Consider the following 20,012-nt stretch of genomic DNA (forward strand, 5'->3'; position numbering starts at 1 on the left):
TGTCACTCCCAGGTTTAGCCATTCTCCGCCTGCTCACGCGCCCACCGGTAATCGGCCTTGCCCGACGGGCTGCGCTCGATGACCGGACGGAATACCACCGCTTTGGGAAGCTTGTAGCGCGCCAACGAGTTTGACGCGTGGGCCACCAGTTCGTCGGCGTCGGCAGCCGCCCCCTCGGCCAGCGCGACCACCGCGACCACTTCCTGGCCCCAGCGCTCGCTCGGCCGGCCCGCGACCACCACGTCGGCCACGGCCGGGTGCGAGGCGATCGCGGTCTCCACCTCTTCGACGAAGATCTTCTCGCCGCCGGAGTTGATGGTCACCGAGTCGCGGCCCAGCAATTCGATGTGGCCGCCCTCGTGGTGCCGCGCTCGGTCGCCGGGTACCGCGTAGCGCACCCCGTCGATGACCGGAAAGGTCTTGGCCGTCTTGGCGGCGTCGCCCTTGTAGCCCAGCGGAATGTAACCCCGTTGCGCCAGCCAGCCGTTGCCCTCGTGGCCCGGTTGGAGCAGCGTGGCCAAATCCTCTGCTACCACGAAGGAGTCGGGCCCGGCGTTGAAGGTGCCGGTCGACACGGCACCCGACGTCGACAGGTGATGCATCTGCGCGCCGGTCTCCGAGGACCCGACACCGTCGACCACGATCGCGCTCGGCAGCACCTCGATCAGCCGTTGCTTGACGAACGGGGTCAGCAACGCGCCACCGTTGGCCACGACGGCCAACGACGACACGTCGGCGATGCCCTTCTCGATGGCGGCGACCAGGGGACGCGCCATCGCATCGCCGACCACGGTCACCACCGAAACCTTCTCGCGTTCGATGGTGCGCACGACGTCATCGGCGTCCAAGTGGTCGATGACGGTGGGGAAGACCACGGATTGTCCCGTCGTGATCGCCGTCATCACGCTCCACTGGGCCGCGCCATGGATCAGCGGCGGCAGGACCATCAACTTGGTGCCGGGCCCCGGCGCCAACGCGGCCACGATTTCGTCGATGGAGCCGAAGGGCTCACCGGTCATCAGATTGCGCCCGCCGAACGACGTCATGAAGATGTCGTGCTGGCGCCACAGCACGCCCTTGGGCATGCCCGTGGTGCCACCCGTGTACAGGACGTACAAGTCGTCGGGTGAATGCTGCAGTTCCGGCTGCGCCAGCCGTGCGCCCTGCGCGATGGCGTCCTCGTAATCGGTTGCACCGTAGAGTAATTCGTTGCCGGAATCGTCGGCGATCTGGATCAGTACGCGCAGCTGGGGAAGCTCGGGCAGCACTTCGGCCACTCGAGGGGCGAACGCGGCGTGGTAGAGCAGGGCGGTCGCGCCGGAATCCTTGAGCAGGTAGGCGAGCTCGCTCTTGACGTAGCGGAAGTTGACGTTGAACGGGGCGACGCGCGCTCCGAAAGCGCCGAGCAGCGCCTCGACGAACTCGTTTCCGTTGTAGGCATACAGGCCGAGCAGGTCCTGGCCCGCCTCGTGGCCGCCGAGGGTAGAGCGCTCGGTGTGGCAGCCCAGCCCGCGGGAGTGCAGGTATGCGGCGAGATGGTTCGCCCGCTCGACCGCCTGCGCGTAGGTGTATCGCTGTTCGCCCTGGATCAGTAGCTCGCGGTCTCCGATTGCGCCCGCGACGGCCTTCGCGACGGCCGGAACCGTGAATTGTGTTGCGTTCTTTGACATCGTCCCTCTTACGGCTGGTGCGGGAGCAAACGGACCATCAGGCCGTTGGCTTCGCTGAGCAGGCTTCCATCGGCAGATGTCATAGTAGCGTCAATGAAAACCTTCCTGCCGTCGACGCGAGAGATGCGGCCCTGGGCCGTCAGCGGCTCGTCGATCGGGGTGATCTTGCGGTAGTCGACATGCAGGTAGGCCGTGCGGGTCGGGCGGATGTCCGCGGTGGACACCACCATCCCGAGCAGCCAGTCGTAGAACAGCGGGATCATGCCGCCGTGCACGGCCCGGTTCCCGCCGATATGCGCCGTGGTGAAATGACCGGCCATCGTGACGCCGTCGGGACCGGAATCGGTCACCAGCCAGGGCGGCATCAGGGGATGGGCCAACCCCGGCAGGGTCAGCACCCGGCCGGCCACGGCCTCGGTCTCGGGGACCTGGTGGCCGTCCAGCAGCGCGCAGGCGTTCTCGAGGTGCTCCGTGGCGGCGGCCCACAGGGCGGGGTCCGGCTTGCTGGACACGGTGAGGTCCTGCAGGCGGCGCAGCGCTGCGACGAACGGGCCCAGTTCGTCGGGGGCGTCCTCGACCGGCCTGACGTCGGGAAATCCGCCGCGCACCTCCGGTGCCGTTTCGGTCATCGCGGTCCTTCGGCCCATGCCTGGAGCAGGTCGTCGGTACTGGTGACGGTGGATAGCAGCGACAGCGTGTTGGCGATCATCGCTGCACCATATTCGGCGGGAATGCCGGCCACCGCGTCGCGGGGGAGGATCACCCGGTAGGCGGCGTTGACTGCGTCCATGACGAGGTTGGGGATGGCGATGTTCAGCGAGACGCCGACCACGACAATGGTCGACACCCCGAGGTTGCGCAGCACCGCGTCCAGGTCGGTGCCGCCCATCGGACCCACGCCGTGCCAGCGGCGCAGCACCAAATCCGTTGGCTCCGGCCCTAATTCGGGCAGCAGCTCGGCGCCCGGCGTGCCGGGCGTGATGTCCACCCGATTGCCGCCGCCCATCGCGAAGATCTTCGCGTTGTGGTTGGAGCCCAACCCGTCGGGCCGCCGCTGCACCAGGCAGTGCACCACGCGCACCCCGGCCGCTCGCGCCGCGGGCAGCAACCGTGCGATGTTGGGCAGCGCCTCGCGGCGCGCCTCGTCGGCGAGCATCGCCAGCCCGGCGTCGGGACCCATCACCGCGCCCTGACACTCCTGGGTGACGATCGCGGTGTGCTCGGGTGCGGCCAACCCCGCCAGCCCCGCCGTCATGCTGGGGCGCCCACGGGCTCTGCGTCGTAGAACTGCGCCGCCCATTTCCGCAGTGCCATATAGCCTTTCGCGTCCACCTTGGACAGCGCCGGACGTTCCACATACTTCTGGTAGCGCCAGATCTGCAGATCGTCGAAAACGGTGGACAGGAACTGGTTTTCGATCAGGTCGCGCAGCTTGCCCTCCGGCACGGCGGCGTCATCGCCCGGGACTCGCGGCCACCAGATCGAATAGAACAGGTCCGAGCACTCGTCGTCGACCGGCGTGCAGGTGAAGATCAGCCGGTGATTCTGCGCGCCCTCGAACACGCTGATCGCCCCGCCGAGGCCGAACAGGTGGCTGTGGAACCGCAACGCGAGGTCGTCGGGGTTGTCGCTGCGCGCGTCCGGCCAGCCGGCGATGAACTGCCACTCCTGGTCGACGATCTTCCAATCCAAGACCCGCGGCGTCACGGTGGCGTGGTGGACGTACTCGAAATGCGCGCTGTCGGGCGCGTTCTCCGCCACGATCTGCGGATGCACCGGTTCGCGCTCCGCGCGCCGGGAGAACTCCGGGTAGGCCCGGTAGTAGGCGGCCGGATCCGTTTCGAATTGCGGGAACTTGTGAAAGATGTCCGGCATCTCCCACTGCGGCTCGAGGCCGTCGGGGTGGTGCCAGACGAACACGCAGTCGTACTGCTCGGCGACGGGATAGACCCGCAGCCGTAGCGCGCGGTTGGGCTTGTCGGGCTGATACGGGATGTAGCGGTTGGTGCCGTCCGGGCCCCAGCGCCACCCGTGGAACGGGCACTCGACGCAGTCGCCGAGTACCTTGCCGCCGTGGCCGATGTGCGCGCCGAGGTGTTTGCAGTGCGCCTCGAGCACGTGCAGCTCGCCGGACTCGTCGCGGTAGGCGACGAGATCCTCGCCGAAGTAGTGCAGCGGCCGGACCTCGCCGACGGGGAATTCCGGCGACCATCCGACCATGAACCACCCGGTGACTTTCCAGGTGAATGGGACCTTCACGGCTGCGCTCCCGTAGTAGTTTGGCTGATACTAAGTCCGTTACAGTATAGATTTCAGCAGAGTCCCCGCACGCGCGGCAAGGAGCTATATGAGTCAGGTCGTCCCGCCGGCCGACGAGCTGGAAGAGCTTCGGCAGCTGAAGGCGCGTTATTGCCGCTTTCTGGACACCAAGGACGTCGAATCCTGGCGCGGCGTGTTCACCCCCGACCTGGTGGTCACGCTGGACATGGCCGTCGGCGTCGCGGGTGCCGATCCCCAGACCGCCGCGCCGATCGAGGGCGTCGACAACTTCGTGCCGATGGTGCTGGGCGGCCTGGAAGGCGTGGCCACGGTGCACCACTGCCACACCCCGGAGCTGGCGCTGACCTCGGCGACCACCGCGACGGGCATCTGGGCGATGGAAGACATGCTGTTCTTCGCCGACGGCGGCCAGCTGCACGGCGCCGGTCACTACCACGAGACCTACGAAAAGCGCGACGGTTGCTGGCGGATCAAGACGCTGCACCTGACCCGGACGATCCTGAGGATGAGTGGTGGCAATGGCAGTTGACGGCGAGGCGGGGCATTACGACGCGCTGGTGATCGGCGCCGGATTCTCCGGCCTCTACATGCTGCATCGGCTGCGGCAGCTCGGCATCCGGGTTCGGGTGCTCGAGGCGGCCGAAAATGTCGGCGGCACATGGCTGTTCAACCGCTACCCGGGCGCCCGCTGCGACATCGAGAGCATTGAGTACTCCTACAGCTTCTCCGAAGAGATTCAGCAGGAGTGGGTCTGGACGGAGTCGATGCCCGCGCAGCCCGAGATCGAGGCATACCTGAATTTCGTGGCCGACCGGCTGGACCTTCGCCGCGACATCACGTTCAACACCCGGGTCGTCGCGATGGCTTACGACGAGGAGGCCGCCGTCTGGGTGGTGCGCACCGAATCGGGCGAGTCGTATGTGGCCCCGTTCGTGGTCGCCGCCACCGGCATCCTGTCGGCTCCGCTGGAACCCGACATTCCGGGCATGGACGCATTCGCCGGGACCTCGCTGTACACCAGCCGCTGGCCCAAGGAGGGCTTCGATCTAACCGGGCTGCGGGTCGGCGTCATCGGCACCGGTTCGACCGGCATCCAGCTGATTCCCGTCGTCGCCCGGGAAGCGTTGCAGCTCTGCGTGTTTCAGCGCTCACCGGCATACACCTTGCCGTGGCGCGTGCACCGGTTCGGAGACGGCGAGCTGGACGAGATGAAGGCCCGCTACGGCGAAATCCGGGCCGCGCAGCGCGAGCATCCCATCGGGGCGGCGCGGCTGAGCGCGTTCTCGGTGCTGCTCGAGATGCTGGTGCGGCCGCCGCTGAAGTCGGCGACCCGCGAAGAGCAACTGCGCGCCATCGAGGAGAACGGCGTGATGGGGGCCCTCAACTGGGGCGACATCTTCTTCGACATCGAGGCCAACCAGATGGCCGCCCAGCTGTATGGCGAGGCGGTGGCCCGCATCGTCAAGGACCCGCGGACCGCGGCCTCGCTAGTGCCCGTGCATCCGTTCGCCTGCAAGCGTCCGATCATCGACCAGGGTTACTACGAGACCTTCAACCGCGACAACGTCACGCTCGTCGACCTGCGCAAGTCGCCGATCCGCGAGGTGACGCCGACCGGTATCCGCACCGAGGACGACTCCTACGAGCTGGACGTGATCGTCTACGCGACCGGGTTCGACGCGATGACCGGCGCGCTGTCCCGCATCGATGTCCGCGGCCGCGACGGGCTGGCGCTCGGCGAGTTCTGGGCCAGCGAGGGCCCGCTATCGTATCTGGGGCTCGCGGTCGCGGGCTTCCCGAACCTGTTCACCATCCAGGGCCCCGGCAGCCCGAGTGCGGCCACCAACTTCGTCGCCGCGCTCGAGCAACATGTCGAGTGGATCAGCGAATGCATTGCGCATTTGCGCGGCAACGGGATTCGGACCATCGAGGCGCTGGCCACCGCGCAGCAGGAGTGGATCGACCACGCCACTTCGCTGGTGGCGTCGACCGTGCTGGTGCACCCGTCCTGCAGTTCTTGGTACAACGGCGGCAACGTGCCCGGCAAGAAACGGATGTACATGGGCTATACCGGCGGGATCCCCGAATACCGCCGCCGCTGCGACGAGATCGCGGCGGGCGGATATACCGGTTTCAAGCTGAGTTAGCTGGTTTAAGGTGAGCGGCATGGCGGGATTTTCGCTGGCGAAACGTTCCAGGGACATCACCCGCGAACTGGGCATGGTGGTTCCCCGCACGGTGGCGGGCCTCAACGAGTCGACCGGCTGGGTCCCGGCGTCGCTGCGCGGCGTGCGCCAGTTCGGCGAGGTCATGCTCGACGAGCTTGCGCTGACTGGCTTTTCGCTGCTGGGTGGCAACCTGACCGACCGGGTGCGGCCGCTGAGCGAGTGCGAGCCGGCGGCCGAGGAGTTGTCGGCGCTGGGCATCGACGGCGCGCACGCCGAGCCCGCGCCGCTGCGGGCCACCGCGGTGCAGCGGCGGCGAGTCGGCCGACTTGCCTACGAGCGGATGACGTTCGAGCATGATCCCGCGCTGCCGAGGACGCTGGAAGCCGAGGGGCTCGGCGGCCCGGCGCGGGCGGTGGTGCACGTGTGCCGGCACACCGACGGCCCCCGGCCATGGCTGGTCTGGGTGCACGGCGCCGGACAGGGCGGCACTGAGGACCTGGTGCTGTCCCGGATCGGCCGGATCCATCACCAGCTGGGGTTCAACGTCGCCATGCCGGTGCAGCCGGGCCACGGCGTGCGGCGCCGTGAGTGGCCGGCCTATCCGGACATGGATCCGCTGGGCAACGTCGCCGGCATGATGCGCTCGGTGTCGGAGGTGCGCGCGGTGGTGCGGTGGGTGCAGCCGCAGGCCAGCGCCGTTGTGGTATCGGGGATTTCGATGGGCACCCCGGTGGCGGCGCTGGTTTCGCACCTGGAGCGTCAGGTCGACGCGGTGGGCCTGTACACGCCGATCCTCGGGCTCAACGGCATGATCGCGCGGCACCTGTCGCGCTTCGGCGATGGCCGCGGCGAATTCCGCGAACTGCTGGGGTCTCCGGTCGTCGCGCAGCTGACGTCGGTGATCGACCCGCTGGCGACCGACCCCGCACCGCCGCCGGAACGCCGGCTCATCGTCGGGGCGTGGCACGACCGAATGGCCATGCGCGAGCCCACGTATGCGTTGCAGGAGCGGTGGGGCGGCCAGCTGTACTGGTACGACGGCGGCCACGTCGGCCACATCTTCTCCCGCCGCGTGCAGCGGGTGACCGAGCGATTCCTGCGCTCGGCGATTGCTACCAACAAGGAGTTCGGAATTGAGTGATCGGGCGCTCGACGAATTGGGTTACTACCTGCTGGCCGGCGCCGGCGGTGAGGGCCCGGCAACCCTGATGGACGAAGCCCGCCGCGGCGAGGAGCTGGGCTTTGGCACCGCGTTCATCTCCGAGCGCTGGAACGTCAAGGAGGCATCGTCGCTCGTCGGGGCCGCGTGCGCGGTGACCAACCGCATGCAAATCGCCACCGCCGCAACCAATCACAACACCCGCCACCCACTGATCACCGGGTCGTGGGCGACCACCATGCACCGACTTTCCGGGGGTCGTTTCACGCTGGGCATCGGGCGCGGCATCGCGGCGATCTACGGGGCCTTCGGCATACCGGCGGTCACCACGGCGCAGATGGAGGACTGGGCGCAGGTGATGCGCCGGCTGTTCCACGGCGAGCTGATCTTCAACCACGAGGGCCCGATGGGTAAGTACCCCATCCTGTTCCTCGACCCGGACTTCAACGAGGACATTCGGTTGGCGCTGGTGGCTTTCGGGCCCAACACCCTCGAGCTCGGGGGCCGCGCGTTCGACGACGTCATCCTGCACACCTACTTCACCCCGGAAACGTTGCGGCGCTGCGTCAAAACCGTGAAGTCCGCCGCGGAGAAGGCGGGCCGCGATCCCGACAGTGTTCGGGTGTGGTCGTGCTTCGCCACCGTCGGCGACCACCTGCCCGAGCAGCTGCGACTGAAGAAGACCGTCGCGCGCCTGGCCACCTATCTGCAGGGCTACGGCGATCTGCTGGTGCAGACCAACAAGTGGGATCCGGCTGTGCTGGAACGGTTCCGGGGTGATCCGGTGGTCACGTCGATCGCGGGCGGGATCGACCACAAGGCCACCCCCGAGCAGATCGAACACATCGCGACGCTGATCCCCGACGAGTGGTTGGAACCGTCGGCCACCGGGTCGTCGCAGCAGTGCGTGGAGCGGATCCGCAAGGAGTTCGACTACGGCGCCGACGCGGTGATCATGCACGGCGCGACCCCCGACGAGCTGGAGCCGGTCGTCACGGCGTACCGCGCAGGCGATTAGGGCAGAATCACCGTCCGGCTCACCGGCTCGGCGGCCGCCTGCCGCGCCGACAATCCGCGAAGCAACGAAGCCAGCAGGGCGTCTCGGGTCTCGCGGGGATCGATCAATTCGTCGAATCCCATGCTTTCAGCCGAGCGGAAGGACGCCTGCAACTCGGCGTCACGCAGCTTCGCGGTGACATCCTCGCCGGCGTGCGTCGCCCGGCCCAGCGCGGCCGCGCTCATGGCGCCCATCGTCGCGCCCGGGTAGGCGAACGTCGCGGACTGGCTGTCAAAACCCAACAGCGACATGACCATCGAGCCGAACCCGTACGCCTTGCGCAGCGTCACGTGCAGCTTCACCGTGGTGGCCGCCGTCTGGGCGGCGAACATCCGCGCGCCTGCGCGCAGCACGCCGCTGCGTTCGGACCGGCTGCCGGGCAGCATGCCGGGATTGTCCGCAAAGAAGATGAGCGGCAGGTGGAATGAGTCGGCCACCATGATGAAGTGCGCCGCCTTGTCCGCGGCATTTGCGTCGATGGAGCCGGCGAGCACATTGGGCTGGTTCGCGACGACCGCGACCGGATGACCACCGAGATGGGCCAGCGCGCAGATGATCGCTTTGCCGTACTGCGGCTGGACTTCGAACCAGTCCGGCCGGTCGAAGACCACGTCGAGCACCGCGCGCATGTCGTAAACGCGGCGGTTGTCGCGCGAAACGATGTCGAGCAGTTCCGGCGTCGCGCGCGGCTGGGTGTCTGCCCCCGCTTCAGAGGCGGGCAGCGACGGCGGATACGACCATGCGCTTGGCGGGAAGTACGACAGGTAGCGCCGGATGTCCGCGATGACAGCTTCGTCGTCGTCGGCGACGTTATGGATCACCCCGCTGGGCAAGGAGGTGACCGGACCGCCGAGGTCCTCTTTCGAAATGTCTTCTCCGGTTGACTCTTTGACGACTGGCGGCCCCGCGGTGAAGATCGCTCCCTGCTGGCTCATGATCCGGAAGTCGCACACCGGTGCCACCAGCGCGCCGTGCCCGGCCGAGGGACCCAGCACCGCGGCCACCGTTGGCACCTTGCCGGAGCACTGTGCCTGGGCGAGGAGGTCGGTCGGGGCGCGGCCGTAGTGCCCGCCGCCGGGGCGAAAGCCGGCGCCCTCGAGCAGCATGATCAGCGGGGTCTTGTCGCGCAGCGCCAGCTCGGCGATGCGGAAGCGCTTGGAGTTGCCGCCGGGGCCGATGCTGCCGGCCATCGTGGTGAAGTCCTCGGCGCCCAGCATCACCGGCGAGCCGTTGATCGAGCCCGAACCGACGATCAATGCGTCGGACGCGACCTCGCCGCCGACGAGCGTGCCGATTTCGCGGAAGGTACCCGGGTCGAGGAGCAGGTCGATGCGCGCACGGGCGTCGAGCTTGCCCTTGCCGCGGTGCTTGTCGAGCCGCTCGGGTCCGCCCATGCCCCGCGCGTGCTGACGCCGGCGGGCAAGGTCGGAGAGCGTTTCCTCCCAATCCGGGGGTTTTGTCATGCGTCAGTCCTACCTCTTGCGGGTGCGATCGTGCGCGCCCAGGTCTGCAGGGTCACATACTGGATTGCTTACTGTAAAGTTACCCGCATGCCTGACGGCCCCCGCCTCAAGATCGACGGCGGCATTCCCAATCAACTGACACGCGCGGCCGAAGCGGCCGGCGCACTGGAACAGCAGGGCTACGACGGGGGCTGGACTCCCGAGACCAGTCACGACCCTTTCCTGCCGCTGCTGCTCGCCGCCGAGCACACGTCGCGGCTCGAAGTCGGCACCAACATCGCCGTGGCGTTCGCCCGCAATCCGATGATCGTCGCGAACATCGGCTGGGATCTGCAGGCGTACTCGAAGGGCCGGTTCATCCTCGGCCTGGGCACCCAGATTCAGCCCCACATCGAGAAGCGGTTCAGCATGCCGTGGAGTCATCCGGCCCGCCGGATGCGTGAATTCGTCTCGGCGATGCACGCGATCTGGGACGCCTGGCGCGACGGCAGCAAGCTCCGCTTCGAGGGCGACTTCTACACGCACAAGATCATGACCCCGATGTTCACGCCCGAGCCGCAGCCCTACCCGAAGCCGAAGGTCTTCATCGCGGCGGTCGGCGAGGTGATGACCGAAATGTGCGGCGAGGTCGCCGACGGCCACCTCGGCCACCCGATGGTGTCCAAGCGGTACATCACCGACGTCACCACGCCCGCCCTGCTGCGCGGACTGCAGAGTGCCGGCCGGCAACGCAGCGATGTCGAGGTGTCGGCCGAGGTGCTGGTGGCCACCGGCGAGACCGACGCCGAGCTGCAGACCGCCACCGCCGCGGTGCGCAAGCAGATCGCCTTCTACGGCTCCACGCCGGCCTATCGCAAGGTTCTCGAGCTGCACGGCTGGGGCGACCTGCACGAGGAATTGAACCGGCTCTCCAAGGAGGGGGAGTGGGATGCGATGGCCTCGCTGATCGACGACGAGATGCTCACGACCTTCGCCGTCGTCGGCTCGGTCGGCGAGGTCGGCGCCGCCCTGCGGCGTCGTTGCGAGGGCGTGGTCGATCGCGTCCTGCCGATCTTCATGACCGCTTCGCAGCCCTGTATCACCGTAGCAATGAAGGAGTTTCGCCAGTGAGCACAACGACGATGGACGGCGCCGGGAAGGTGTTGGCCGATCCGCTGGCGTACACCGACGAGAAGCGGCTGCACGCGGCGTTGACTCACCTGCGCGCCAACGGGCCGGTCTCCTGGGTCGAGGTGCCGGACTACAAACCGTTCTGGGCGATCACCAAACACGCCGACATCATGGACATCGAGCGCGAGAACATGTTGTTCACCAACTGGCCGCGCCCGGTCCTGACCACCACCGTGGGCGACGAGCTGCAGGCCAACGCCGGGGTGCGCACGCTGATTCACCTGGACGACCCGCAGCACCGGGTGATACGCGCGATCGGCTCCGACTGGTTCCGCCCAAAGGCGATGCGCGCGTTGAAGATGCGCGTCGGCGAACTCGCCAAAATCTATGTCGACAAGATGTTGGCCGTCGGTCCCGAATGCGACTTCGTCCAGCAGGTCGCGGTGAATTACCCGCTGTACGTGATCATGTCGCTGCTGGGCATCCCGGAGGCCGACTTCGCCCGCATGCTCAAGCTCACCCAGGAGCTGTTCGGCAGCGACGACTCGGAATTCAAACGCGGTACCTCGAGCGAGGATCAGATCCCCGCGCTGCTCGACATGTTCGGTTACTTCAACGGCGTGACCGCCGCGCGCCGTGAGCATCCGACCGAGGACCTGGCCTCGGCGATCGCCAACGCCCGCGTGGACGGCGAGCCGCTCTCGGACATCGAGACCGTGTCCTACTACCTGATCGTCGCCACCGCCGGCCACGACACCACCAGTGCGACGATCTCCGGCGGCCTCCAGGCACTCATCGAGAACCCCGACCAGCTCGACCGGTTGCGCGACAACCCGGACCTGATGCCGTTGGCCACCGAGGAGATGATCCGCTGGGTCACCCCGGTCAAGGAATTCATGCGGACCGCCAACGAGAACACCACCGTGCGCGGGGTGCCGATCGCGGCAGGGGATTCCGTTCTGCTGTCCTACGTTTCGGCCAACCGCGACGAGGACGTCTTCACCGATCCGTTCCGCTTCGACGTCGGGCGCGATCCCAACAAGCATCTAGCGTTCGGCTACGGCGTGCACTTCTGTATGGGGGCGGCCCTGGCTCGCATGGAGGTCAACAGCTTCTTTTCGGAGCTGCTGCCCAGGCTTAAGTCGATTGAGCTGACCGGTGATCCGGAGCTGGTCGCCACGACGTTCGTGGGCGGCCTCAAGCACTTGCCGGTGCGCTACTCATTGGCGTAGCGCCAAGCCGGCAGGTGCGCCTTGCGCTTACAGGCGCTCCATCTCACGCGCCATTCGTGCAGGTTCCAGGTACGCCGCGCGGGTCTGGAAGGGAGGCCGCGCAGCGCGTGAGCCCCTCAACGTTCCGGCGATCCGGCCCACTGGCCCAAGCCACCGACGTTCCTTGGGGCGTACACCCGCCGCGGCCGCGGTGCCGAACGCCACCTGTGCCTCGGTGATCAGAACCGTCGTGTCAGACGCCTGAGACTCGCACGCCGCGTTCCCACGCGATCCGGCTATATCAGTCTTCATTTTCAACCTCATACCTCGACGCGGACAGGCTGACTTGGCCGCTGACAGGAGCACCGATGACCCTGAAGCCGAAGTCAGACGCATAGCACTGCCTGCTTCTTTGGCTTTCAACGTCATTAGGCGTGTGTTTAATCCCGTCAGTAGTCGGCGGGCTGGCGCACGCTAGGGCGTGAGCACCACCGATCCGGTGGTTTTCCGGCCCTGTAGGTCCCGATGCGCGTGGGCGGCTCCGCGCAGCGGGTAGTGCGCACTCACCGTGACCGAGATGTTGCCCGCCTCGATCAGCTCGAGTAGTTCGCCTGTCCGCCAGGAGGACCCTGGCCCTCGAGTCGTTGAGCGGCTCGCTTAACGCGCCGTCGCTAAACTCCCCGTGGAGGTCTGGGCAATGACGCGTAGGACGATTCTCATCACGGGCGCCAGCGACGGCATCGGCGCGGCGGCGGCGCGTCGGCTGAGCCGCAGTGGCGACCAGGTCGTCGTGGTGGGCCGCTCGGAATCCAAGACCGTCGCGGTGGCCGCCGAATTGGACGCGGACTATTTCGTCGTCGATTACGCCGACCTGTCCCAGGTTCGGGCGCTGGCGGACAAGATTCGTTCGCAATACCCCCGCATCGACGTGCTGCTCAACAATGCCGGGAGGATGGCCAGCAAGATCGAGCTGACGCCCGACGGCTACGAGCGCACCTATCAGGTCAACTACCTGGCACCGTTCCTGCTGACCACCCAATTGCTCGACGTCCTGGTGGATTCGCGCGCCACCGTCGTCAACACGACCAGTTCGTCGCACAAGCTGATCTTCCGGGCCACCGTGGACGACCTCGAGGACACCGCCAGCCGCCGGCCCGCCGCCGCCTACGCGTTCTCGAAGCTGGCGATCGTCCTGTTCACCAAGGAATTACACCGGCGCCACCATGCCGGCGGGCTGTCCGTTGCGACCGTGCATCCCGGCAACGTCAACTCCAACATCGGCGTCGCCTCGGGCTCAAAGTTCCTGGTCTTCATGCAGCGGTACACCCCGGCAGTGCTATTCATCGCGACCCCCGACGAGGGAGCCGACGAGCTGGTGCGATTGGCGTCGACCACGCCCGGTTCGGAGTGGACGCCCGGCGAGTACTACGCAAAGCACAAGATCGCCAAAACCAGCCGGCTGGCAGTTAACCCGCGCCTTGCCGGCGAGCTGTGGGAGCGCACTTTGGCCAGACTCGGCTGAGAGTCGCCCGGCCGTCCTCGAAAGTCGTTCGCCCCCAAGGCGATCAGTCGAGGATTCGACGGGCAACATTGGTGGTGATCAGATCCAGCAGTTCGTCGCCGCGGCCGGCGAGGATGGTGCGGATGGCGTAGAGGGTGAAGCCCTTGGCCTGTTCGGCCGAGATCGTCGGCGGGATGCTCAGTTCCTGGCGCGCGGTGACGACATCGACGAGGGCGGGCCCGTCATGGGCGAACGCGCCGGCCAGTGCCGACTCGAGTTCGCCGGGCTTTTCGACGCGGGCACCGAACATTCCCAGTGCCCGGGCAACCGCCCCGAAGTCGGGGTTGTGCAGATCGGTGCCGAAGTTGACGAAGCCGGCGGCCTTCATCTCCAGCTCGACGAAGCTCAGTGAGGCGTTGTTGAACACCACGACCTTGACCGGCAGCTTGTTCTGCACCAGGGTCAGCAGCTCGCCGAACAGCATGGTGAGTCCGCCGTCGCCGGCCAGCGCGACCACCTGGCGACCGCGGTCGGGGGTTTGGGCTCCGATGGCGTGCGGTAGCGCGCAGGCCATGGTGCCGTGGGTGGATGAGCCGATCAGGCGGCGCCGCCCATTCATGGTCAGGTACCGCGCCGCCCAGATCACCGGGGATCCGACGTCGTAGGTGAACACCGCGTCGTCGGCGGCGAGCCGGTCGACGGTTGCCGCCACGTACTCGGGCCGGATCGGGGTGCGGTCTCGGTCGTTGACCGCCAGCGCGTCCAACGACGCGCGGGTCTTCCGGTAATGCCGCACTGCCCGGTCCAGGTGATCGTGGTCGGTCTTCTGGTGCAGCAACGGCTGCAGCGCCGCGAGGGTGTCCCTGACCGTGCCGACCAACCCGACATCGACGGGGGTGCGCCGGCCCAGATGGCGTCCGCGGATATCCACCTGGATCACGGTGGCGTTCTCGGGATAGAACTGCCGATAGGGAAAGTCCGTGCCCAACATGAGCAGCACCTCGGCCTCGCGGATCGCCTTGTATCCGGAGGCGAAACCCAACAGCCCGGTCATGCCGACGTCGTAGGGATTGTCGTACTCGATGTATTCCTTGCCGCGCAGGGCATGAACGATCGGCGCCTGCAGCGTGGCCGCCAGCCCGATCAGTTCATCGTGGGCACCGGCCGCGCCTGCGCCGGCGAGGATCGTGATCCCGTTTGACGCGTTGAGGATCCCGGCCGCGCCCAGCACGGATTCGTCGTCGGGGCGCACCACCGACCGGGTGGGTAGCACGGGGCGAATGTCCCACGCGTTCTGCGCCACTCGGCTCAACAGCACCTCGCCGGGTATCACCACAACAGCGACTCCGCGTTCCTCCACCGCGGCGCGCATCGCCATCTCGACGATGCGCGGTGCCATCTCCGGTGTGCTGACCAGCTCGCAATAAACGCTGCATTCTTTGAACAGTTGCTCGGGGTGGGTCTCTTGGAAGTAGTCCGATCCGATTTCGGCAAGCGGGATCTGCGCCGCGATCGCCAGCACGGGGACCCGGGTGCGCTGCGCGTCGTAGAGCCCGTTGATCAGGTGCAGGTTGCCCGGCCCACAGCTGCCCGCGCATACCGACAACTCCCCGCTCAGGGCGGCGTCGGCGGCCGCCGCGAATGCGGCCGCCTCCTCGTGCCGCACGTGCTCCCACGTGATGTTCTCCGCGCGACGGATCGCGTCGGTGAACCCGTTGAGACTGTCACCAGGCAGACCGTAAACGCGTTGGATGCCACTGGCTTTCAGTGCGGCGATGATGTGGTCGGCGACGGTCGTCATCCCTGCCGTCCTCTCTGGGTCTGTCCGGCGATCGCTTTGCACATGACGATCCCGCATTGGGATTGACTCGTCCACTGCGCGCCGACGCTCGGCAACAGGCACTGGACCATTCGATACCGGCTGGTATCGAACCGATACTGAGGAGTATGCTGCTGACCATGTCGCCCGTCAAGCCGCACCGGACGCGCCCCACCCGCGGTGAGGTTCGCGACCGGATCCTGGACGCGGCCTCGAAAGTATTCGCCGCCGAAGGGTTCGCGGGTGCCACCATTGACGCGATCGGTCAGGCCGCGGGCTTCACCAAGGGTGCGGTCTACTCGAATTTCGGGTCCAAGGACGAACTGTTCCTGGCGCTGCTCGACCGCGAGTTCGAGCTGCGCGGCGAGCAGATCGCGATCGCGCTGGACAGCAGCGACGGCGACACGGGCGCGGCCGCACGCGAGGTGAGCCGGTCGGTGCTCGACTCGGTCCGCGACCATTCCGACTATTACGTCCTGTTCGTCGAGTACTGGCTGCGCGCCCAGCGCGATCCGCGGCTGCGCGAGCGCCTGATCGGTCGCCGTCGCGCCGCCGCAGGCGAGGCGGTACGCATCGTCGAATCGAGCGACACCGTGCAGTCCGATCGGCAGCTCGCCGATCTCGCCCAGCTTGTCGTGACCCTCAACCTGGGCGTCGCGATGGAAGAGGTTCTACGGCCCGGCAGCATTAACCCCAACCTGCTCGCGCAACTGATCACCGCACTGCTGGAATCGGTTCCGGTTTCCGGCGATTAGGGAGAGCCACACCATGGATGCGAAAGACGAGATGGATACGAAAGACGAGTCGGAACCCACTGCGCCGGTGATCACCGCCAGCGGATTGGGGGTTGACGGCGAGCACGGAACCCTGTTCGCGGGTGTCGATCTCTCGCTCCCCCCGGGGTTTCACGCGATTCAGATGCCGGGTGGCCCGGCACAGACGGCGCTGCTGTTGACGCTCGCGGGGCGCTTCAAGGCCACCCACGGCACGGTGACCGTCCTCGGCGAAACGACCCCGCGCGCGATCCGCAGGCACTGCTCGATCGCGGCGTTCCCCGATATCGACGACCTGGAGGATTCGGTGACCGTGGCGACCGTGTTCGCCGAGCAACGCCGGTGGCTGACGCGGTGGTATTCGTCGGTGCCGTTCGAGGCCGGGCAGGCCGAGCTGGCCGAGGTTTTCGGCGACATCCCGCCGCCTTCCTCCGATGCCTACATCGTCGAATTGTCGGACCTGGAATTGTTCTTGCTGCGAATCACGTTGGCGGGGCTGTCGAATCGCCCGATCCTGGTGATCGGCGACCTCGAGCAGGTTCGGGATAATTCCCGCCGGGCGACCGCGGTGGAGCGGCTCGGCGCGATCGCACAGCGGCGCACCGTCGTCGTCGGGGTCACCAACCCACTCGGCATCGACGCCCCCGACCACGAACTTCACGATCACCGCATCCTGACCGAAGGGGACTGACGATGCTGGCTGGACTCGCATTCGGCTCGGAGATAAAGCGTTTCGGCCGCAGCCGATTGACGCGCGTGGCCATCGTTGTGCTGATGCTGCTGCCGCTGGTGTACGGCGCGCTGTACCTGTGGGCGTTCTGGGATCCCTTCGGCCACACCAACAAAATGCCGGTGGCGCTGGTCAACTCGGACCGGGGCGCCGTCGTGTCCGGGGAACAATTCAACGCGGGCGATGAGATCGCCAAGAGCCTGACCGCCGACGGCGGCCTGGACTGGCACGTCGTGGACTTGCAACAAGCCCGCGACGGCGTCGATCACGGCAAGTACTACTTCATGGTCGAGTTGCCGCCGGACTTCAGCGCGGCGATCGCGTCGCCGGTGACCGGGCAGCCCAAGAAGGCCAACCTGATCGCCGTCTACAACGATGCCAACAACTACATCTCGACGAGCATCGGTCGCACCGCCATCAGCCAGGTACTCAACGCCGTGTCCAGCCGGATCTCCGGGCAGGCGGTCAATCACATGCTCTCGGTGGTGGTTTCGTCTGGGGCCGGGATCAAGCAGGCCGCCGACGGAGCCGCCCGACTCGATGACGGCGTCGGTCAGCTGGGGGCCGGCCTGGACACCGCCCGGTCCGGCTCGGCGCAGCTTGCCGCCGGTGCCCAGCAGTTGTCGGACGGAATCAACCAGGCCACCGACCCGCTGATCACGATCACCAAGGCACTGTCCCAAATCAGCGGCAACACGCAGCAATTGCAGCAGGGGGCGGCCGCGCTTCAGCAGGCCAACGATCAGATCGGCGCCATCGCCACGGCCCAGGATGGCGCGGCTGATTCCCTTTCGCCGGTGATCGATCAGCTCTCCGCGCGGCAGGATCCGTTGGCGAACAACCTGCGCGGCATCCAGGATCAGCTTCGGGGTCACCAGTTCAGCCCCCAGATCCGGCAGCGCCTCACCGACGCGCAGAACGCCGCGATCGCGATGACCTCCGGCTTGCGCGCGCCCGGCAGCCCGTTGGGGTCGGCGCTCGACCAGGTCGGCAGCAAGGGGCAGGAGCTGACGAACAAGCTCACCCAGCTCCGCGACGGGGCCCAGCAGCTCGCCTCCGGCAACGCCGAATTGGCCAGCGGCATAGCCAAACTCGATGACGGCGCGCACCAGCTCAAGGCGGGATCGGCGGAGCTGTCGAACAAGCTCGCCGAGGGGGCCAAGCAGCTGCCCAACTGGACAACCCAGCAGAAGGACGCGGTGGCCGACACCATCGGCGGCCCGGTGCAACTCGAAGCCTCGCACGAGAATGCCGCACCCAACTTCGGCACCGGTATGGCCCCGTTCTTCCTGACGCTGGCCTTGTTCTTCGGTGCGTTGGTGCTGTGGATGGTGTTGCGGCCCTTACAGAGTCGTGCGATCGCCGCAGAGGTGCTCGCGATCCGCGTGGTGTTCGCCAGCTACCTGCCCGCGGCCGCCATCGCGCTGTTCCAGGCGATCATTCTCTACTGCGTGGTCCGGTTCGGCCTGGGTATGCACGCGGTACACCCGGTGGCGATGCTGGGGTTCATGATCCTGGTTTCCGGCGCATTCGTGGCCGCGACGCAGGCGATCAACGCGCTCGTCGGTCCGGCGGTGGGCCGCGTGCTGATCATGGCGCTGCTGATGCTGCAACTCGTCAGCGCCGGCGGCATGTACCCGGTGGAGACCACGTCACGGCCCTTCCAGGTCCTGCATCGCTTCGACCCAATGACCTACGGCGTCAACGGACTTCGTCAGCTCATCCTCGGCGGCATCGACGCCCGGCTCTGGCAGGCGGTCATCGTGCTCGCCATCATCACGGCCGTCTCGCTGGCGATCTCGTCCTTGTCCGCCCGACGAGACCGACTCTGGAATCTCAGCAGGCTGATCCCCGCGATCAAGATATAGCCAAAGGAAGCCCATGTCAGGTGTCCACCACGCCGCGATCTGCACCTCCGACGTCGAGCGCTCGCTGCGGTTCTGGCGTGACGGGCTGGGATTGACACAGCTGTTCGAGCACACCTTCATCGGGGATTGGCCGGAACTGTTCGGCGCCCCGTCCGACCGGCTGCGGTCGATATTCCTGGGCGATCCGAAGGCACCCGACACCGGCATCGTCGAACTGGTCGTCTTCGAGGGCGCCGACGACGCCGCGGCTGCGCCCGAGCGTCCCCGGCACGGCTTCTTCCTGCTCTCACTGCAGCGCGAAGTCGACGAAACGCTTTCCACGCTGGCCGAATTGGGGTTCACTGACGGTGTGCGACGCATCATCATGCCGGCCCCGGGCCGCAAGACGGTCCCCATGGCGGTCATCAGCGCGCCCGACGGCGTGCTCGTCGAGTTGATCGGGCCGGCCCGGTGACCGCGTTGGTGACCGGAGGAGCGTCGGGGATCGGTCGCGAGGTGGTGGGGCGCCTGCGTGCCGCGGGCCATGACGTCGTGGTGTGGGATCTCGCCGATGCCGACATCGTCTGCGATATCAGCGATCCCGATGCGGTGTCGGCGGCGATGGCACGAACCGTGCGGGAGTACGGCGTGCCCACCCGGGTGGTGACATGCGCCGGGATCGGCGCGTCCGGCCTGTTGGCCAAGCTGTCGCCCGCTGAGTGGGAGAGGGTGCTTGCGGTGAACCTGACCGGCACCTGGCTGACGCTGCGCGCCGCGGCGCGGGCCATGATCGATGCCGCGGTGGGCGGTTCGATGGTCGCCGTGTCCAGCATCAGCGGCACCCTCGCCGATCGCGACATGGGTGCCTACTGCGTGTCCAAGGCGGGGGTGGACATGCTGGTGAAGGTCGCCGCGGTGGAGTGGGGCAGCCACGGCATTCGGGTGAACGCGGTGGGACCCGGCGTCACCCGAACCCCCATGTTGCCCAACCCGGAACGACTGCCGGGCTGGGTCGAAGGACTGTCCGAGCGGACGGCCCTGGGCGAGCTGGGAGAGGCCACCGACGTGGCGGGGGCCATTGTCGGCGTGCTCGAATTACCTTGGGTGACAGGGCAAGTCGTGCATGCCGACGGTGGTCTGGCCCTGCACAGCCCGATCGACTCCTACGGTCAACTCCAACGGGTGATGGGAAAGGGCGACCGCAAATGAGCTTCCAGGGCCGGG

The 20,012-nt window shown here is 67.2% G+C and carries 18 protein-coding genes and 1 pseudogene; 12 read left to right on the forward strand and 7 right to left on the reverse strand.

Annotation, left to right across the window (positions count from 1 at the left end; all coding sequences use genetic code 11):
* Window positions 1–14: 14 nt before the first annotated feature.
* From MRAB57_RS17775 to MRAB57_RS17790, 4 genes are read right to left on the reverse strand one after another with little or no spacing between them, the layout of a single operon-like run.
* The gene (locus MRAB57_RS17775; RefSeq protein ID WP_077088519.1) at window positions 15–1,670 is read right to left on the reverse strand and encodes an acyl-CoA synthetase; all 1,656 of its coding nucleotides are present in this window, start codon (window positions 1,668–1,670) and stop codon (window positions 15–17) included.
* Between the two features lie 8 nt (window positions 1,671–1,678).
* Entirely contained in the window at window positions 1,679–2,299 is a 621-nt protein-coding gene (locus tag MRAB57_RS17780) for a PaaI family thioesterase (protein WP_077088520.1), read from the reverse strand.
* A complete protein-coding gene (locus MRAB57_RS17785; protein ID WP_077088521.1) occupies window positions 2,296–2,925 on the reverse strand; it encodes a cysteine hydrolase family protein in 630 nt (209 codons plus the stop codon). The genes MRAB57_RS17780 and MRAB57_RS17785 overlap by 4 nt, the downstream gene beginning before the upstream one ends.
* Window positions 2,922–3,929 carry a Rieske 2Fe-2S domain-containing protein gene (locus MRAB57_RS17790; protein WP_077088522.1) on the reverse strand — a complete coding sequence of 336 codons (1,008 nt, stop codon included), beginning with the start codon at window positions 3,927–3,929 and terminating at the stop codon, window positions 2,922–2,924. Before MRAB57_RS17790 ends, MRAB57_RS17785 begins: the two co-directional genes overlap by 4 nt.
* An 88-nt stretch (window positions 3,930–4,017) precedes the next feature.
* Between MRAB57_RS17790 and MRAB57_RS17795 the strand changes: the two genes are divergently transcribed.
* Genes MRAB57_RS17795 through MRAB57_RS17810 form a run of 4 tightly spaced genes read left to right on the forward strand, consistent with a single transcriptional unit; the run spans window position 4,018 to window position 8,295 of the window.
* Window positions 4,018–4,479: a nuclear transport factor 2 family protein gene (locus MRAB57_RS17795; RefSeq protein WP_077088523.1), complete on the forward strand. Its 462-nt coding sequence runs from the start codon at window positions 4,018–4,020 to the stop codon at window positions 4,477–4,479.
* Window positions 4,469–6,097: a flavin-containing monooxygenase gene (locus MRAB57_RS17800; RefSeq protein ID WP_077088524.1), complete on the forward strand. Its 1,629-nt coding sequence runs from the start codon at window positions 4,469–4,471 to the stop codon at window positions 6,095–6,097. Before MRAB57_RS17795 ends, MRAB57_RS17800 begins: the two co-directional genes overlap by 11 nt.
* 19 nt (window positions 6,098–6,116) lie before the next feature.
* A complete protein-coding gene (locus MRAB57_RS17805; RefSeq protein ID WP_077088525.1) occupies window positions 6,117–7,259 on the forward strand; it encodes an alpha/beta hydrolase family protein in 1,143 nt (380 codons plus the stop codon).
* On the forward strand, window positions 7,252–8,295 hold the full coding sequence (locus MRAB57_RS17810; protein ID WP_077088526.1) for a TIGR03857 family LLM class F420-dependent oxidoreductase: 1,044 nt from the start codon (window positions 7,252–7,254) through the stop codon (window positions 8,293–8,295). The genes MRAB57_RS17805 and MRAB57_RS17810 overlap by 8 nt, the downstream gene beginning before the upstream one ends.
* On the opposite strand, the gene MRAB57_RS17815 is transcribed toward MRAB57_RS17810, so the two are convergent.
* Window positions 8,292–9,797 carry an acyl-CoA carboxylase subunit beta gene (locus MRAB57_RS17815; protein ID WP_077088527.1) on the reverse strand — a complete coding sequence of 502 codons (1,506 nt, stop codon included), beginning with the start codon at window positions 9,795–9,797 and terminating at the stop codon, window positions 8,292–8,294. The genes MRAB57_RS17810 and MRAB57_RS17815 overlap by 4 nt on opposite strands.
* 87 nt (window positions 9,798–9,884) lie before the next feature.
* On the opposite strand from MRAB57_RS17815, the gene MRAB57_RS17820 reads away from it, so the two are divergent.
* Window positions 9,885–10,907, forward strand: a complete 1,023-nt coding sequence (locus tag MRAB57_RS17820) for an LLM class F420-dependent oxidoreductase (RefSeq protein ID WP_077088528.1) — start codon at window positions 9,885–9,887, stop codon at window positions 10,905–10,907.
* A gap of 11 nt (window positions 10,908–10,918) precedes the next feature.
* Window positions 10,919–12,139: a cytochrome P450 gene (locus MRAB57_RS17825; RefSeq protein WP_077088529.1), complete on the forward strand. Its 1,221-nt coding sequence runs from the start codon at window positions 10,919–10,921 to the stop codon at window positions 12,137–12,139.
* Between the two features lie 453 nt (window positions 12,140–12,592).
* Here MRAB57_RS17825 and MRAB57_RS17835 read toward each other — a convergent pair.
* Window positions 12,593–12,718: pseudogene (locus MRAB57_RS17835) on the reverse strand (zinc-binding dehydrogenase); the annotation flags it as partial.
* Window positions 12,719–12,815: 97 nt separating this feature from the next.
* Here MRAB57_RS17835 and MRAB57_RS17840 point away from each other — a divergent pair.
* Window positions 12,816–13,640, forward strand: a complete 825-nt coding sequence (locus MRAB57_RS17840; protein ID WP_077088531.1) for an SDR family NAD(P)-dependent oxidoreductase — start codon at window positions 12,816–12,818, stop codon at window positions 13,638–13,640.
* Window positions 13,641–13,683: 43 nt separating this feature from the next.
* On the opposite strand, the gene poxB is transcribed toward MRAB57_RS17840, so the two are convergent.
* The gene (gene poxB, locus MRAB57_RS17845) at window positions 13,684–15,420 is read right to left on the reverse strand and encodes a ubiquinone-dependent pyruvate dehydrogenase (RefSeq protein WP_077088532.1); all 1,737 of its coding nucleotides are present in this window, start codon (window positions 15,418–15,420) and stop codon (window positions 13,684–13,686) included.
* 146 nt (window positions 15,421–15,566) lie between these two features.
* Between poxB and MRAB57_RS17850 the strand changes: the two genes are divergently transcribed.
* From MRAB57_RS17850 to MRAB57_RS17870, 5 genes are read left to right on the forward strand one after another with little or no spacing between them, the layout of a single operon-like run.
* Window positions 15,567–16,193 (forward strand): TetR/AcrR family transcriptional regulator, encoded by a 627-nt coding sequence (locus MRAB57_RS17850; protein ID WP_077088533.1) that lies wholly within the window; start codon window positions 15,567–15,569, stop codon window positions 16,191–16,193.
* A 13-nt stretch (window positions 16,194–16,206) separates the two neighbouring features.
* A complete protein-coding gene (locus MRAB57_RS17855) occupies window positions 16,207–16,902 on the forward strand; it encodes a hypothetical protein (protein ID WP_425436757.1) in 696 nt (231 codons plus the stop codon).
* A 2-nt stretch (window positions 16,903–16,904) separates the two neighbouring features.
* Window positions 16,905–18,809, forward strand: coding sequence for a YhgE/Pip domain-containing protein (locus tag MRAB57_RS17860; protein ID WP_077088534.1), 1,905 nt, complete (start codon window positions 16,905–16,907; stop codon window positions 18,807–18,809).
* Window positions 18,810–18,822: 13 nt separating this feature from the next.
* Entirely contained in the window at window positions 18,823–19,263 is a 441-nt protein-coding gene (locus MRAB57_RS17865; protein ID WP_077088535.1) for a VOC family protein, read from the forward strand.
* Window positions 19,260–19,997, forward strand: coding sequence for an SDR family NAD(P)-dependent oxidoreductase (locus MRAB57_RS17870; RefSeq protein ID WP_077088536.1), 738 nt, complete (start codon window positions 19,260–19,262; stop codon window positions 19,995–19,997). Before MRAB57_RS17865 ends, MRAB57_RS17870 begins: the two co-directional genes overlap by 4 nt.
* Window positions 19,998–20,012: the final 15 nt, after the last annotated feature.

The sequence above is a fragment of the Mycobacterium rhizamassiliense genome (assembly GCF_900157375.1).
GTDB classification, from domain to species: Bacteria; Actinomycetota; Actinomycetes; order Mycobacteriales; family Mycobacteriaceae; genus Mycobacterium; species Mycobacterium rhizamassiliense.